General features: G+C 73.5%; 9 protein-coding genes. 3 read left to right on the top strand and 6 right to left on the bottom strand.

What is annotated here, in order from left to right; genetic code table 11:
• Positions 1 to 272: 272 nt before the first annotated feature.
• The 3 genes from EKG83_RS30620 to EKG83_RS30610 all read right to left on the bottom strand — a co-directional run bounded on the left by EKG83_RS30620 (position 273) and on the right by EKG83_RS30610 (position 3367).
• A complete protein-coding gene (locus tag EKG83_RS30620; RefSeq protein WP_153278555.1) occupies positions 273 to 809 on the bottom strand; it encodes a hypothetical protein in 537 nt (178 codons plus the stop codon).
• Between the two features lie 148 nt (positions 810 to 957).
• Positions 958 to 3189: a TOMM precursor leader peptide-binding protein gene (locus EKG83_RS30615; RefSeq protein WP_033432002.1), complete on the bottom strand. Its 2232-nt coding sequence runs from the start codon at positions 3187 to 3189 to the stop codon at positions 958 to 960.
• Positions 3190 to 3205: 16 nt separating this feature from the next.
• A complete protein-coding gene (locus EKG83_RS30610; protein ID WP_153278554.1) occupies positions 3206 to 3367 on the bottom strand; it encodes a hypothetical protein in 162 nt (53 codons plus the stop codon).
• 221 nt (positions 3368 to 3588) lie between these two features.
• Between EKG83_RS30610 and EKG83_RS30605 the strand changes: the two genes are divergently transcribed.
• Positions 3589 to 4362 carry an AfsR/SARP family transcriptional regulator gene (locus EKG83_RS30605; protein WP_033432001.1) on the top strand — a complete coding sequence of 258 codons (774 nt, stop codon included), beginning with the start codon at positions 3589 to 3591 and terminating at the stop codon, positions 4360 to 4362.
• A gap of 238 nt (positions 4363 to 4600) precedes the next feature.
• Here EKG83_RS30605 and EKG83_RS30600 read toward each other — a convergent pair whose 3' ends face one another.
• The 3 genes from EKG83_RS30600 to EKG83_RS30590 all read right to left on the bottom strand — a co-directional run bounded on the left by EKG83_RS30600 (position 4601) and on the right by EKG83_RS30590 (position 10992).
• The gene (locus tag EKG83_RS30600) at positions 4601 to 5035 is read right to left on the bottom strand and encodes a VOC family protein (RefSeq protein ID WP_033432000.1); all 435 of its coding nucleotides are present in this window, start codon (positions 5033 to 5035) and stop codon (positions 4601 to 4603) included.
• A gap of 683 nt (positions 5036 to 5718) precedes the next feature.
• A complete protein-coding gene (locus EKG83_RS30595) occupies positions 5719 to 7404 on the bottom strand; it encodes a S8 family serine peptidase (protein WP_407690794.1) in 1686 nt (561 codons plus the stop codon).
• A gap of 234 nt (positions 7405 to 7638) precedes the next feature.
• Positions 7639 to 10992 carry a discoidin domain-containing protein gene (locus tag EKG83_RS30590; RefSeq protein WP_211269142.1) on the bottom strand — a complete coding sequence of 1118 codons (3354 nt, stop codon included), beginning with the start codon at positions 10990 to 10992 and terminating at the stop codon, positions 7639 to 7641.
• A gap of 189 nt (positions 10993 to 11181) precedes the next feature.
• Here EKG83_RS30590 and EKG83_RS30585 point away from each other — a divergent pair, with 189 nt between their 5' ends.
• Both EKG83_RS30585 and EKG83_RS30580 read left to right on the top strand, forming a co-directional pair.
• Entirely contained in the window at positions 11182 to 14913 is a 3732-nt protein-coding gene (locus EKG83_RS30585) for a S8 family peptidase (RefSeq protein ID WP_033431998.1), read from the top strand.
• 214 nt (positions 14914 to 15127) lie between these two features.
• Positions 15128 to 15916 (top strand): NPP1 family protein, encoded by a 789-nt coding sequence (locus EKG83_RS30580; RefSeq protein WP_033432103.1) that lies wholly within the window; start codon positions 15128 to 15130, stop codon positions 15914 to 15916.
• The last annotated feature ends 29 nt before the right edge of the window (positions 15917 to 15945 follow it).

Below are 15945 nucleotides of genomic sequence, written 5' to 3'. Positions count from 1 at the left end.
AAGTATCATCATCGCACCGAGGCATAAAGCCGCGGGGACGACCCGGGCGATCGTCGCGCCATCCTCCACCACGTATTGGAAGGCGTTCACGACAAAAGCGGCGAAGACCACTGTGACGACGAACGAGGCGATGCGAGGAGCAAGACCCGTCGCCCGCTCCGCGCTGTCGCTGTCCTGCGATAACGCGGTCATGAAGCGTGTTGCCACAATCGCTCCCCATGCGAAGGGTCGGGACTACGCCATCAGGGGCGCGACCTGCCGCCGCACCCCGACTAAACGCCGGCGTGGTTTGTCCTCCCCCCTACCAAAACGAATCCGGCGCTGGTCAGGTACGCGACCACGTCAGAGACTACCTCAGCTTCGGCCGGAAAACTCACCTTGACCTGCGCGATCATCGTGTCGCCGGCCAGCAGTGACTTCGTTATCCCGTTGGCCGGCTCCCGGTGGAGGACGGCATTGTACGGTAATCCGGGGCACGTTAATACCTGTTCCCGGGCCTCGATACCGAGAGTGGTCCCCGGGCGCATCCGCAACGGTTCCGCGTCACCTATCCGGGGGCAGCGGAACACGGCGTCGGGCACCACCGCGACGAGCGACAGGATCGGCCCGCCGCCGTCGTGCAGGCCCAGCGACGGCACCACGTAGCCGCCGAGCTGGTCGATGGCCCGCCACAGCCGCGCCCACTGCTCGGCGGACTGCTCGCCCCGCGACCCGGTGCGCAGCATGGGGATGTTCTCCAGGGCCACCGGGCCGAGCCCCATCCGGTGCAGCGCCTCCCGCACGACCGGGCCGGAGTCGGTGAGCTCCACCGCGTCCCACCTCCCGCGCACGGTCAGCCGCCCGTTCGAGGAGCTGACCCGCGTGTCCTCCAGCAGCGAGAACAGCGGTCGCCCCGGCGGGAAGTGAGATGTCACGGTGCTCTCCACACTCTGCCCGGCCGCGGGGGACCGGGCCCGGTCACAGGAACATGGGGACCGGGTTGAGGTCCGCGAGCGCGGCACTCCTGTCGACGCGGCCAAGGCTTACCGGAACGTCGTACAGCCGGCCTGGAGCCAGCCTGGACCAGAAGTGCCGCATCCCGGGCACGACGACCCTGACCACGGGCAACCCGACGTCCGGCCGGGTCTGGTCGAGCACCAGCAGCTCCAGCCCGGCGGCCTCGACGCGCGCCTGGACGGCGCGGATGTCGTCGAGCAGGTCGTCGTTCGGCGCGTACCCCGGCACCGGCGCCCCGGCGGGTCCGGGCAGCAGATAGGGCTGGTTCTCGACGGTAGCGCCCAGCAGCCACCGCCGCAGGTCGACGTCCACCCCGCGCAGGTCGTACGACGAGCCGAGCGCCAGCACCGGCGGCAGCACCTGGTTCAGCTCGGTGAGCGCCCGCCGCGCGGCGACCGCCGGGTCGAGGTGCGCGCCGAAGCCGAACACGACGTCCTCGCGCAACCCGTCGACGCGGCGCGACACGGCCGCCGCGACGGGCACCCCGAGGTCCGCGGTGAGGTCGAGCACCCAGACCTCGCGGCCCAGGCCCGCGTACACCTCGCGCAGCCGGTCGACGAACGGGTCGTCGAGGGCGTCGAGGTCGACGGCGGGCATGCGGGTCCGGTTGTACCACCAGAGCGCGACCGCGTCCCGCTCCACGACCTCCAGCAGCCCCTGGAGGACCGCGTCCTCCAGGCTCGCCCCGGCCGCGCAGCCGTTGGAGTTCGCGGTGATCGACGCCGGCGCGGGCGCCCCGTAGTAGAGGGCGCCGGTGGGCATCAGGCGGTGGCACTGGTGGGTCACCGACCACACCGGCGTCCAGTCCAGCTCGGCGTGCTCGTCGAACGGCTCCGGCACGTACTGGAACGGCCCGTGCTCGGCGTTCCAGGCCCGCCTGTTCTCGAACTGGGCGGGGTGGAACAGCTGGAAGGTGTCCGGGTGCACGGCCTCGTCGCCGAGCGACCGGAAGCTGCCGCGGACGCGGGCCTCGTCGCCGTGGCTGGTCCCGCTGTACCGCTCCAGCGCCTCGCACAGCGCGCCGACCTCGGCCTCCAGCGCGGTCACGCCCTTGCCGCCGTTCTCGCAGCGCAGCGTGGAGCGCAACCCGCCGATGCCGGCCGCGCGCGCCGCCGCGTTGGTGCCCGAGCGGTAGGAGTGCAGGAACTCGCCGCCGCGCTCGTCGCGCAGGATCTCCTTGACCACGCCGGAGACCGGGCTCACCAGGTGCCGGTAGCGGTCCAGCACCTCGCCGGGCGACGCGGACCGGTGGCCGCCGCCGTCGCGGGACCGCTTGGGCCGCGACCGCAGCGCGACCGGCCGCAGGGTCCGCCTGCGCACCAGGTCCTCGTCACCGCAGGCCGGGCACTGCGGCAGCGCCCGCACGGCGTGCCGGGTGACCTTGAGGTCGAGGCTGTCGAACGCCCAGACCTGGCGCTGGCCGGCGTGGCGGTAGCCGGCGAGCCACTTGGCGGCCTCCAGCGCCGCCACCTCGAACGCGGTCGAGGCGACCGGCGACAGGCCCACCGCGGGCCGCGCGGCGGGGCCGAGCCGACCCCGCCGCGCCTGCACGTGCGCCTCGGCCGGGCGGTTGGCGGCCAGCCGCCCGGCGAGGCAGCACCAGCAGGCGCCCTCGCCGGGGGTGAACACCGGGCCCACCCAGACCTGCGCGCCGTTGGGCTTGAGCAGCAGCCAGGGCGTGCCGTCCCGGCGGTGCTGCTCGTCGACGTCGCGCAGCGCGGGGGACAGGTAGTCGTCGCACACGACCACCGACAGGTCCGGCCCGGCGCCGACGCCGACCTCCAGCTCGGCCCGCCGCAACGCCGCGACCAGGCCCTCGGTCCCCGCGCCGCCGACCGCGACGACCCCGACCCGGGCGGCCCGGGTCGCCGCAGCGGCGGCGCAGGCGTCCAGGCCCGCGGCGTCCCAGTAGGCGAGCGCCGCGGCGTTCCCGGTGTCGTCCGGCGGGCGGGTGCCGATCAGCCCCGCCGCCAGGAGCTTGGTGAGCAGGCGGCCCGCCTGCTCGGCGGGCAGTTCCCGCCGGAGGTCCCGCAGCAGGGCCGCGTGGTCCCTGGTGCCGTCCAGCAGGGAGGCCAGCAGCTCGACGTGGGGGCCCTGCAGGGCCGTGACCCCGTTCTCGGAGAACAGGTAGACCGCGTCGCCCTGGACGATCTCCGGCCTGAGGTGCCGTCTGAACCCGATCCGCTCCTGCACGGCCCCGCTCCCGTCTTCAGGCCGCGACGGCCGACATGTCGCCGACGCCCACCACGGTGTGGACGGAGAACCCCAGGAAGTCCAGGGTGGCCCCGCCGGACGTGCGGTCGAACTCGTAGATCACCAGGTCGCTGTCGTCGGCGGTGGTCACCGGGACGGAGGTGGAGGTGGAGGACATCTGTTTCTCCTAGTCAGCCGGTCGGTGGAGCGTTGAGAGGGATTTTGGCCGGCGCCCCGGCACCTCCGGTAGTTACGTCTTAACGCGCCCAAACATGAACTTCTCATGTGCCCCGGCGGATGACTTCACGCGCCGATCGTGGTAGGAGCACTGCCTTTTCCGCCCGTGGTGCGGTGGACTGGTGGCTCGACATCGGGGGTCACGTCCGGAGGAGGCAAGGCGTGCAGATCAAGGTCTTGGGCCCGCTGGAGGTCACCAGGGACGGCCGCCCGGCACTGCCGTCGGCGGCGAAGCCGCGCCAGCTCTTCGCCTTCCTCACGCTGCGCGCGGGCCAGGTCGTGCCCGCGCCGACGCTGGTCGAGGAGCTGTGGGGCGACCGGCCGCCGCGCAGCGCGCGCACCACCTTGCAAACCTACGTCATGCAGCTGCGCCGGGCACTCGGCGACGCCCGCGAGGTGCTGACCACCCGCTTCGGCGGCTACCTGCTGGACGTGCCCCCCGAGGCCGTCGACGTGCACGAGTTCGAGCGGCTGGCCAGGGCGGGCAGGCGCGCCGGCGAGGCGGGCGACCACGAGTCCGCGGCCCGGCTGCTGCGCGGCGCGCTCGACGTGTGGCGCGGCCGGGCGCTGGTGGACGTGCCGACGGGCGCGCCGCTGGCGATCGAGGTGACGCGGCTGGAGGAGAGCAGGCTCAGCGTGGTGGAGAACCGCATCGACGAGGAGATGCGGGTGGGCCGCCACCACAGCCTGCTCGGCGAGCTGGCCGCGCTGACCGCGTCGCACCCGATGAACGAGGACCTGTGCGCCCGGTACATGGTCTCGCTGTTCCGCTCCGGCCGGCGCTGGCAGGCGCTGGACGCGTTCGCCACGCTGCGCCAGACCCTGGTGCAGGAACTGGGCGTGGAGCCCTCGGCCCGGCTGGTCGAGCTGCAGCGCGACATCCTCACCGCCGACGTCAGGCTGGAGGACGACCTGCTCGCCGCGGTGCCCAGGTAGGCGTCAGCAACGGGTGCCCGGCCGGCAGTGCACCCGCACCACGCGTCCAGGGCAAGCGGATTACGGCCCTCACTGCCGGTTTCCCCGGTGGCATGGGCATGAACGCGCCCGCAACGGTCCTACCGGGACTCACCACCACCTGGCTCCCGAACGACGTGGCACCGGAGCTGCCAGATTTCGACAGCGCCGCGAGCACCGTCCGAACGCGCCCCGGCAACGCGGCCGCAAGACGCACCGCTCAGTCGAGGCAGAACTCGTTGCCCTCAACATCCTGCATGACCAAGCACGACTCGTCGTAACCATCAGCGCGCAACAACCGCACCCGCACCCCACCAAGCGCAACCAACCGCTCGCACTCGGCCTCAAGCGCGGCAAGCCGCTCCTCACCCACCAACCCGGTACCCACCCGAACGTCGAGGTGCACCCGGTTCTTGACCACCTTCCCCTCGGGAACCCGCTGGAAGAACAACCGAGGCCCCACCCCTGAAGGATCAACGCAGGCGAACGCCGCCCCCTGCCGCTCAACCGGCAACGACCGGTTGAAGTCGTCCCAAGTCGCAAACCCCTCCGGCGCCGGAGGAACCACGTACCCCAGCACCTCGCACCAGAACCGGGCGACGCGCTCGGGCTCCGCGCAGTCAAAGGTGACCTGAACCTTCTTGATCGACGCCATGGGCCCACCCTAGTAGAGCGCGGCTCACTTCGTGATCAGCCCGGAACGGGTCGGCGCCCCGAACGTAGAACTCGGGGGCCCTGAACGTTCGACACGACGGTCCTGAACGTTCGACTCGCGGTGTCCGACCGGAGGACACGCGGTGCCTGACTGGAGGACACGCGCGGCCTGGACGCATGACACGCCCGGCGCCAACGCATGACACGCGCGACCCAAGTGCATGACTCGCCCGACTTCAACGCATGACTCGCCGGCGCCCAACGCATGACTCGCCCGACTTCAACGCATGACTCGCGCGACCTCAGTGCATGACTCGCTGGTGGGAGCGTGACCACGTACGGGAGTGGCGTGTTCGTTCACTGGGGGGTTGCTCGTGGTCTCCCGTATGGCCTGGGCGCAGCCCTACCGCGCTTGTCAAGGGTCCCGCACGCTTTTCGCGGGGCCCTTGACAAGGGTGGTTGCCTCCGGCAGGCCATGCGGGAGGGCACGAGCCCGCTTTTCCCCCGGCGGCCTGCCCAGCGGCGAGCGCCCGCCCGTGAACACCCGAGAGCATCAACTGCTCACAACCCCCCACCAAGCCCAAGAGGCCGCGAAGGCTGACCGCCGATGACACGAACCCGGCCCAGCAGAGGACCCCCGGACAAGCCCGCACCAACGCGACCGAGCCCGAGGGTCCTCCACGCTCAGACCCCCGGGAACTCCCCACCACGGGTAACCGCGTGGTAAGCGTCCACGATGCCGTGACCGTAGAACCCGTTGAAGTTCAGGTCACCCTCACAGGTGGCGTTCCACTCCGGCGTACGGCCGGTCTGCTCGTAGGACACCGTCCGCGGCGACGGACAGGGAACCTTGTGCGCCGTCCCCTTGAGGATCCGCTCCACCCGCGCCGGCGACATGGTGAGCGTCCCCGGCCGAGCCGGGTCGGCCGTCCCGTACTGGCTGACCGTCAACGCCGCGACCCCCGCCACGTGAGGCGACGCCATGGACGTCCCGTCCGCGAAGGCGTAGAACGCACACGTGCCACCAACGCAGTGCTTCACCAGGTGGTTCTGCACCCCCAGCGGCGTCACGTTGTCGTCGGCGTCGATGAACCCCTTGGCCAGCGAAGCGCTGCGCGGGTACGTGGACAGGATCCGGTTCTCCTTGGTCTCGTACCAGGGCGTCCCGAAGTAGTCCTTGAAGTACCCGCCCGGCGCGGACAGGTCGATCCGCTCGACCCCGTAGTCCGACCGGTCGGACTTGGCCTGCGAAGGCCCGAGCGCGGTGACGCCCAGCACGTGCTCGGACTCCGCGGGCACCTTCAGGCACGTCTCGTTGTCGATCGGCCGCGCGCGCTCACCGTCCGGCGGGAAGTCCGGGCTGCCGGTGTCGGTCCGCGGCTTGCCCAGATCCTCGTGGTTGTTGCCCATCGAGCTGACCAGCGTCACCCCCTTGCCGTACGCGTAGTCCAGGGCGCGCTGCATGGTGGCCACGGTCGTGCGCTGCTCGATCTGCTCCGCCGGCGTGTCGTTGGGGTTCGCCGAGCAGTTGTAGCGCCACGGGTCGAGGAAGAACGACATGTTGATCACGTCGAGGCCGATGTCGGCGCCGTAGGTGAGCGCGTCGACGGTCGGCTGCAGGAACTGGTAGCCGCTGTCCTGCTGGGCCCGCAGGTTGACCAGCGTGACCCGGGGCGCGACCCCCGCCGTGCCGAAACCGTTGGCGGAGGCGGCGATGATGCCCGCCACGTGCGTGCCGTGCCCGTCGTCGTCCACGTCGACGGGGTCGACGCAACCCTTGACCTCGCAGGGCCCGTCCACCAACGGGATGTCACGGGTGAAGTTGCGCGACAACGACCGGTCGAGCCGCGCCGACAGGTCCGGGTGGCTGCCGTCGATGCCGCTGTCCAGCACGCCGACGTACACGCCCCCGCTGCCGAGCTGCTTGTCCCGGGCGAGGTCCGCGCGCACCATCCGCAGACCCCACTGCTGGTCCTCCAACGGATCCGGCTCCACCCCCTGCACCGAACCCGAACCCGCCGAACCCGAAACCGAACCCGCCGAAACCGAACCCGAAACCGAACCCGACGAACCCGAACCCGACGCCTCCGCCGTGGTCTCCTCCACGGTGAAGTCACGCGCCGCACCGAACACCGCGTCCGACGCCGTGACCTGCTCGATGAACCCGCTCTCCGGCGCCCGCGCGGTCACCGTGCCGACAGCGGTGTTCTGCTTGACCACGGTACCGCCGGCCGCCCTGATGGCCGCGATCGCCGCGTCGCGGTTCGCACCGGACTCGACGAGCACCGTGTACCCGATCAGCGCCTGGGCCGCAGCCTGCGTCGGCACCGCCGCCAGCCCCGAGGCCAGCAACACCAGCACCACGGGCAAGGACCTTCTCTTCAACGGTTTCCCCCTCGTCAGATCGCCCCCCGGACAGACGGCACCGCCGCGGTCCCGGGCAACCAAGCCGCCCGGGACCGCGTCGACGGCGGTCACGTCACGGGATGCGGACGAGTCTCGCCCTTCACCGGACGGGGTGGAAGTCCTTTGTCCCGCCGGCGGAACGCGCACCCGCTCCAACGCAGGTGAGCGACCACCCTTGCGCCACAACGGAACAAGGGTTCACCCGATCCTGATGTGCTTGCCCACGCTCGGAACGCCGTTCTGGTCGAGGGCGAACAGCAGGTACGTCCCCGGCAGGGCGACCCCGGGGTCGGCGGGCACCGCGAGCCGGTAGGACGTGGCCGTGACCACCTGCGGCACCAGCGGTATCCGGCGCTGGTCGTTGTCCACCGAGTGGGTCACCGAGCTGGTGCGCACCAGCGCGAACCGGGTGACCGCCCGGTCGGTGGTCACGGTGAAGCCGGTGCCGTGGCCCGCCCGCGCCGGGCTCGCGGTGACGACCGGCCGCGGCCGCGGGGTGCCGTCGGGGTTGAGCAGGTAGGGCGGGGTGAGGACCTGGCCGTCGGCGTGGTTGGTGGAGCAGGAGCCGCAGAGCCCGCCGCCGCCGGAGAACACGCGCCCGTCGGGCAGCAGGTTGGCCACGCTGTGGTAGGTCCGCGGCACGGCCATGGGCGCCAGCCGGGTGAAGCGGCCGGTGGCCGGGTCCCACAGCTCCGGGGTGAGCACGGCCGTGCGGTCGCTGAACGGCACCGGGTGGCCCTGGCCGCCGATGACGACCACCTTGCCGTCGGGCAGGACCACGCTGTTGGCGAACGCGCGGGCGAAGGCCATGTCGGACACCCGCCGCACGACCGGCGCGGCGCCGGTGATGTCGATGGTGTGGGCGCGGTTGGTGGCGTCGACGTCCTGGTACGCGGTGGCCCCGCCCACGGTGAGGATCTTCCCGACGTCGTACATCACCGCGTTGCCGTTCATGGCGTCGGCGCTGTCGCCGCGGGGGCCCGCGTCGGTCACCGAGCCCGCACCGGTCGTGCCCACCCAGTGCATCTGCCTGCTCGGGCCGGCGTGGAACACCCGGCCGCCGCCGACCGCGAACAGCCACGCGTGGTTGTCGGCCCGGTAGACGCCCCGCGGGTCGGCGGTCAGGAACGGCTCCGGCCGCACGCCCGGCAGCACCCGCCAGCTGTTGGACGCGGGCGAGTACACCTCGGCGGTCTTGCCGCCCTCACCGCCGCTCCACGACCCGCCCACGGTGAACGCCTCGCCCGTGGACAGGGTGGTCTGCCCCTGGTAACCGCGCGGGATCGCCATGTCGGCGGCGTCGGTCCAGGTGTCGGCGACCGGGTCGTAGATGCTCGTCTCGGCCGCGTTGCTGCCGCCGGTGACCAGCACCCGCCCGTCGGGCAGCACGGACGTTCCGGGGCAGAACATGTCGTGCCCGGTGTTGTCGACCCGGCGCTGGGTGACCTGCCCGGTGGTGAGGTCCATGACGGCGGTCTGGGTGTAGCCGTTGCTGCCGCCGAAGTTGTCGGCCGCGTAGGCCGACCACGTGAGCAGCTTGTTGTTGGGCAGCAGCGCGGAGGCGACCGGCACGATCGGGAACCCGGTCACCGGGCCCCACGCGCCCACCGCGCTGGGATCGGTCGGCCCCAGCAGGTCGACCTCGGCCGCCGACGTCCACGGCCCGCGCCCGCCCGCCTCGGTCAACGCGGTCAGCCGCACGTACCGGGTCTCCACCGGCGTGGCGAACGCGGCCGTGTGCACGCCCGCGGTGTCCGGCCACGTCCCCTCGGCCACCGGCGGCCCGAACGAGGTGCCGTCCGAACTCACCTGCACGCGGTACTGCCCGATGCGCCCGTTGGGGCTGTCCGACCGGGTCCGCACCGAGATGCCGGACACGGCCTGGGCGCGCCCGGTGTCCACGGTGATCCAGTGCGGCAGCGCGACCGCGGGCGACGTCCACTTGGAGTGCCACAGGGTCTCGGCCGAGCCGTCGAGCACGTTGGCCGCCCGGCCGTTCTCGCCGGAGGTCTCCTCGTCGGAGGCGGTGGCCACCCAGCCGGTCCGGTCCAGCGGCCCGCTCGGGCCGGCCGCCGGGCCCGGCCCGTAGGCGTGGAACTCCGCCGCCGACGCCCACGGCCCGCGCCCACCGGCCTCCGAGGTCACGGTCACCCGCACGTGGCGGGCCCGCGGGCGGCCGTCGAGCACCGCGGTCTTGGGCGTGCCGTCGTCGGTCCAGGTGCCGGTCGCGACCGGCGCGCCGAACGCGGTGCCGTCGGTGCCGTCGGTACCGTCCGTGCCGACCGACACGGAGTAGGCGCCGATCCGCCCGTCGGCCGAGTCGGCCCGCGGGGTCACCACGATCGCCGAGATTTCCTGCTCGCGCTGGAGGTCGACGGTGAAGGTGTGCGCGGGCGCGGTGTCGCCGGCGGTGCGCCAGTGGGTGCCGGTGTCGCCGTCGAGCAGCGAGGCCGGTGCGTGGCCGGCGTCCGCCGTGCTCGCGGCGGCGGTCCAGCCGGCCCGGGGCAGCGGCGGCTGGGCGTCGGGCAGCGGGCCGAGCAGGTCGATCTCGGCCGCCGACGTCCACGGCCCGCGCCCGCCCGCCTCGGTGAGCGCGGTCAGCCGCACGTACCGGGTGGTGGCGGTGCGGGTGAACAGGGCGTGCCGCACCTGTCCGAGGTCCGACCACGCGCCGGTCGACACGGTGTCGGTGAAGGTCGTGCCGTCGTCGGACACGGTCACCCGGTACTCGCCGATCCGCCCGTTGGCCTCGTCCTGCCGGGGCCGGTACAGCAGGCCGCCGACCGCGGTCGGCCGCCCCAGGTCCAGCGTGATCCAGTGCGGCAGCGCGGTCTGCGGGTTGTAGCGGCTGTGCCACAGGGTGGCCGGGTCGCCGTCGAGCACGTTCGCCGCCACGTTGCCCGCCGACGTGGTCTCCTGGTCGCTCGCGGTCGCGGTCCACCCCGTGCGCGGGAGCCGCGCGGTCGGCGCGGGCGCCCCCGGGTCGCCCAGCAGGCCGATCTCGGCGGCGGTCGCCCAGGGACCGCGCCCGCCCGCCTCGGTCAGCGCCGTCAGCCGCACGTACCGGGCGGGCGCGACGGCGAAGGCGAGCGTCTTGACCGAGGCGTCGTCGGCCGCGGTGCCGGTGGCGACCGGCTCGCCCCAGGTGGTGCCGTCGGTGCTCAGGTGGATCTCGTAGCGCCCGACGGTGCCGTTGCCGCCGCCGGGGCGCGGGGTGTAGGACAGGCCCGACACCCGCCGCGTCTCCCGCATGTCGACGGTGATCCACTGCGGCAGCGGCGCCGGTGTCGTCCACGGGCTGTGCCAGAACGTCGACGGGTCGCCGTCGAGCGCGTTCGCGGCCCGGCCGTCCTCGCCGGTGGTCTCCTCGCCGCTCGCGGTGACCGCCCAGCCGGTGCGCGGCAGGGCGGTGGCGGTCGGCACCATCGCGTCGGCGGTGACCGCGACGTGCCGGTGCGCCTGGTGCTCCGCCCCCGAGGGCTGGAACGCGTGCGGCACGACCACCACCCCGACCGCCAACGCGACCAGTAATCGTCTCGTACCCTTTGACATGCCTTTCCCCTCCCCATAGGCACACTGCTACGCCTGTCGGTCGTGGTGGGGCCGGATGTCATTACGGGGCAGGGGAAATTCCACCCCGGCTGTACTGGGAACCATTTTTGGCACCCGGGCAACGTGACCCCGGTCGAAGGCGTCAATTCCTCACGGCAGTTCGATTGGGCCACCGATGGGGGATTGTTGATGAAACGACGATCGCGGCTGGTCGCGGGCATCGCCGCGCTGACCGCCGCCATGGCGACCGCACCGCTGGGGACGGGTGGCGCGGCGGCGGCACCGGCGGCACCGCCGACGCCGGAGGCCCGCGCGGTGAGCGGCGGGCAGTGGGTCACCCTGATCACCGGGCACCGGGTGCGGGTCTCGCGCGGCGCGGACGGCCGGTGGGCGCTGCTCACCGAACCGGCGGCGGGCGGCGGGGCCACCGCGTTCGCCCAGTACGCCAGGCCCCGCGGCGCCGACACCGACCTGTACGCGGTGCCGCGGGAGGCGATGGCGCTGGTGCGGGCCGGGACGCTGGACCCGGAGCTGTTCAACGTCACCGGCCTGGTCCGGCAGGGCTACGACGACGCGCGCAGCGACGCGGTGCCGCTGCTGGTCGAGCACGCGGAGGTGGCGGCGTTCAGCGCCCCGGCGGGCGCCTCGGTCGACCGGGAGCTGCCGGACCTGGGCCTGACCGCGGTGGCCGAGCGCAAGGCCGACGCGCGCCGCTTCTGGTCGGCGATCACGGGCGGCGCGCCCGGCGCGGCGCGGTTGGCCGCCGGTGCCGAGCGGATCTGGCTCAACCAGCGGGTCCGGGCGTCGCTGGACGTCAGCGTCCCGCAGATCGGCGCGCCCGCCGCGTGGGCCGCCGGGCTGACCGGGCGGGGTGTCACGGTGGCCGTGCTGGACACCGGCTACGACGACGCGCACCCCGACCTGGCCGGCCGGGTCGCGGTCAGCCGGGACTTCAGCGGCACGGGCAGCGCGCGGGACGGCAACGGGCACGGCACGCACGTGGCCTCCACCATCGCCGGGTCCGGCGCCGCCTCGGGCGGCAGGTACAGGGGCGTCGCGCCCGACGCGCGGCTGGCCGTCGGCAAGGTGCTCGACGACAGCGGCCAGGGCCAGACCGACGACGTCATCGCCGGCATGCGGTGGGCCGCCGCGGAGGTCGGGGCCGACGTGGTGAACCTGAGCCTGGGCTCGTCGCCCACCGACGGCACCGACCCGACCTCGCGGGCCCTCAACACCCTGAGCGAGCAGCACGGCACGCTGTTCGTGGTGGCGGCCGGGAACTACGGCAGCGACGAGGCGGTCGGCAGCCCCGCGTCGGCCGACGCGGCGCTCGCGGTCGGCAGCGTCACCAAGGCCGGCGCCCTGTCGGAGTTCTCCAGCCGCGGCCCGCGCCTGACCGACGCCGCGGTCAAGCCGGAGATCGCCGCGCCGGGCTCGGACATCGTCGCGGCCAGGGCCGCGGGCACGCGGCTCGGCGACCCGGTGGACGAGCACTACACCAGGCTGTCCGGCACGTCGATGGCCACCCCGCACACCGCGGGCGCGGCCGCGATCCTGGCCCAGCGGTACCCCGACTGGACCGGTGACCGCCTCAAGGCGGGCCTGGTGGGCACGGCGGCGCCGGTGGCGGGCGCCGGCGTGTTCGCGGTCGGCGGCGGCCTGGTCGACCTCGCGCGGGCCACCGCGCAGCAGGTCCGGTCCTCGCCCGGCACGGTCAACGCCTTCCTGAAGTGGCCGGGCACCAAGCCGGTCGAGCGCGTGGTGACCTACACCAACCCCACCGGCGCGCCGATCGCCCTGGCGCTGGAGCTGGGCCTCGCCGACGGCCAGGGCCACGCCCCGCCCGCCGGGCTGGCCGTCCTGTCCGCGACCGGGGTGACGGTCCCGGCGGGCGGGCAGGCGAGCGTCGCGCTGACCCTCACCCCGCGGTCCGGCGCGCCGGGCGTCTACAGCGGCGTGCTCACCGCGACCTCCGCGGACGGCACCCGGCTGCGCACCCCGGTGGCCGTGCACGACGAGCCGGAGAGGTACGACCTGACCGTGGCGGTGAAGGACCGCGACGGCACCGACCTCGGCGCCGGCTCCCGGGCCGACGTGATGGTGGTCGGCCTCGACGACGGCGCGGTGGGCTTCGCCGCGCCGGGGGAGACGATCCGGGTGCCCGCGGGCAGGTACGCGGTGGTCGGCCTCGCCGAGACGCCCAGGCCGGGCGGGACGTCCCCGGTGAGCACCTTCGTCGACCCGGACGTGCGGGTGTCGCGCACCACCGCGCTCGCGTTCGACCTGCGCAGGGGCAAGCGGGTCTCGCGCACCACCGACCAACCGGCCGCGCGCGCCGGCGTGCACCGGTCGCTGCACCGGTTCGAGGTCACCGACCAGCCCGACCGCCCGGTGGGCTTCGCCGTCCTGGCCGACCCCCGCTTCACCGAGCAGTACGCCCAGTCGGAGGAGCGCAGGTTCGTGCCCTGGTACGGCTACGCCGACAACCTCCGGTTGCAGGAAGCCGAGCTGGAGCTGTTCGCCGAGGGGCCGCAGCGGTTCGAGGTACCCGTGGGCTGGCTCCGCGGGTCGCCGACGCCGAGCGGCACCCGGCGGCTGGCGGCGGTGCACGGCGGCCAGGGCAGGCCGGAGGACCTGGCGGGCGTCGACGCGAAGGACAAGCTGGTCGTGCTGGAACTGCCCGGCGAGACCACCTACGAGGAGGTCTACGCGCGGATCCGGGCCGTGAAGGACGCGGGTGGCGCGGCGGTGGCGGTGGGCGTCCTGGAGGAGTCCGCCGGGGCGGCTCGGCTGGACGACGAGGTGCCGGCCGCGCTGCCGACGCTGCGGCTGTACGACGCGCCGGGCAAGCGGTTCGCCGAGCTGGCCGCGCGGGGCGGGCTGACGGCCACCTTCACCGCCAGGACCTCCAGCGCCCACCGGTACGAGCTGTCCTACCCGTCGCCCGGTCAGCTGCCCCGGCAGCTGACCACGGTGGCCAGGACCGCCGACCTCGCCGCGGTGCGCATGGCCTACCACGGCGGCACCGAGCAGGAGCCGCCGATCATCTCCGCCTGGGCCGAGGCCCTGGGCGGCGAGATCGGCACCGGCTGGGGCTCGGCGGGCGTCGCGCACGCCGAGCGCGTCGAGTACTTCACGCCCGGCCGGTGGCGCATCGGGGTCGGCGGCTGGTGGGCCGCCGCGGGCACCGCGTACGAGCGGGCCACCCTGGAGGGCGGCAAGTCCTACCGGATGCGGTGGCACGCCGCCGTGGCCGCGCCCGGGTTCACCGGCACGACCGACAACGAGCTGGGCCGGGACCACCCGTGGGTCTGGCGCACCGGCTACCTGCTCGACGTCACGGTGCCCTTCTTCACCGACGCGGCCGGGCACGCCAGGGCGGCCGAGCCGTTCTTCGGCTACGACAGGGGTTCCACCGCCCTGCACCGGGACGGCCGCGTCGTCGGCACGCAGGACCAGCCGGGGCGCGGCGTGTTCGTGCTGCCGGTCGAGGACGCCACCTACCGGCTCACCGCCGACGTCAGCCGGGAGGCGCCGTGGTGGCCGCTGTCCACGAGGGTCAGCGGCACCTGGACGTTCCGCTCCGGGTTCCGCCAGGGACCGGGCGGGGCCCTGCCGCTGCTGTCGGTGGGCTACGCGCCCGCCGTGGACCTGCACAACGCGGCACCGGCCGGGCGGTTCTCCTTCCCGGTCGCGGTGAGCAGGCAGGACGGGCCGCACGAGACGCGGTCGCTTGAGCTGGAGGTCTCGTTCGACGACGGCGCCACCTGGGCGCCCGCCCCGCTCACCCGGGACGGCGCGGGCTGGACGGCGACCGTGGACAACCCGGCGGGCGCGTTCGCCTCGTTGCGCGCCAGGGCGTCCGACGCCGACGGCAACGCCGTCGAGCAGACCGTGATCCGGGCGTACCGGGTCGGCTGACCGGGATTCCCGGACGGGGGTGGGTCGTCCCGGTTCTTCCCGGGACGACCCACCCCCGGATGTTCGCCGCCTGTTCGCCGCCGGGCGACCATCGGCGGGTTGACGGTGTCGGCGCGGGCTCGGGAACCTCGTGCCGGCCGGTGATCTCCGCGAACCGGCCACCGAAGTCCCTGCCGCTCGACACCGGATGGAGAGCATGGTCGTGACCGACCGCATGACGGACCGCGCCCGGAGCACTTCCCGCGCGGGGAGGACCGCCAGGAGACTGCTGAGCGCGCTGGCGGGCGCCACCCTGCTCGCGGTGCTCGTGCCGGGTGCCGCCTGGGCCGACCCGCCGCAGGCCCTGCCGGGCAACGCCGCGGCCGCCGACGCCAAGTGGCAGCCCGCGTTCGACTACGACACCGACGGCTGCTACCCGACCCCGGCGATCTCGCCGACCGGCGCGGTGGCCACCGGCCTGAAGAACTCCGGCGCACTCAACGGCCAGTGCCGCGACCAGTCCGACCTGGACAACACCAACTCGTACTCGCGCTCCAAGTGCAACAACGGCTGGTGCGCCTACCTCTACGACCTGTACTTCGAGAAGGACCAGGCCGTCGCGGGCATCGACTGCTGCGGGCACCGCCACGACATCGAGCACGTCGTGGTGTGGGTCAGCAACGACCAGGCGCAGTACGTCTCCACCTCCGCGCACGGCAAGTACTCGACCTACCCGCGCTCCCAGGTCGCCTGGGAGGGCACGCACCCGAAGATCGTCTACCACAAGGACGGCCTGAGCACCCACTGCTTCCGCCTGGCGAGCGCGAGCGAGGCGCCCGAGAACCACTACGGCACCTGGCAGTACCCGGACCTGGTGAGCTGGGACGGCTACCCGGCCGGCATCCGCGACATCCTGGTCAACGCCGACTTCGGCAGCGCGAGCCTGGCGATCAAGGACAGCGCGTTCAACCACAACCTGTCCCAGGCCAAGCCGAGCGGCATCCCGTTCGACCCCAACGCCTGACCGCCCGGTCGCCTGACCCGCGCGGTGCG

The sequence above is a fragment of the Saccharothrix syringae genome (assembly GCF_009498035.1).
Taxonomy (GTDB): domain Bacteria; phylum Actinomycetota; class Actinomycetes; order Mycobacteriales; family Pseudonocardiaceae; genus Actinosynnema; species Actinosynnema syringae.
Note: the sequence above shows the minus strand (reverse complement) of the source record. Positions and strands in the feature narration are given on the sequence as shown.

Coding starts and splice junctions, on each gene's coding strand:
- EKG83_RS30610 (WP_153278554.1), bottom strand. CDS start 3,367: ATGTCCTCCACCTCCACCTCCGTCCCGGTGACCACCGCCGACGACAGC.
- EKG83_RS30600 (WP_033432000.1), bottom strand. CDS start 5,035: ATGGCGTCGATCAAGAAGGTTCAGGTCACCTTTGACTGCGCGGAGCCC.
- EKG83_RS30590 (WP_211269142.1), bottom strand. CDS start 10,992: ATGTCAAAGGGTACGAGACGATTACTGGTCGCGTTGGCGGTCGGGGTG.
- EKG83_RS30585 (WP_033431998.1), top strand. CDS start 11,182: ATGAAACGACGATCGCGGCTGGTCGCGGGCATCGCCGCGCTGACCGCC.
- EKG83_RS30580 (WP_033432103.1), top strand. CDS start 15,128: ATGACGGACCGCGCCCGGAGCACTTCCCGCGCGGGGAGGACCGCCAGG.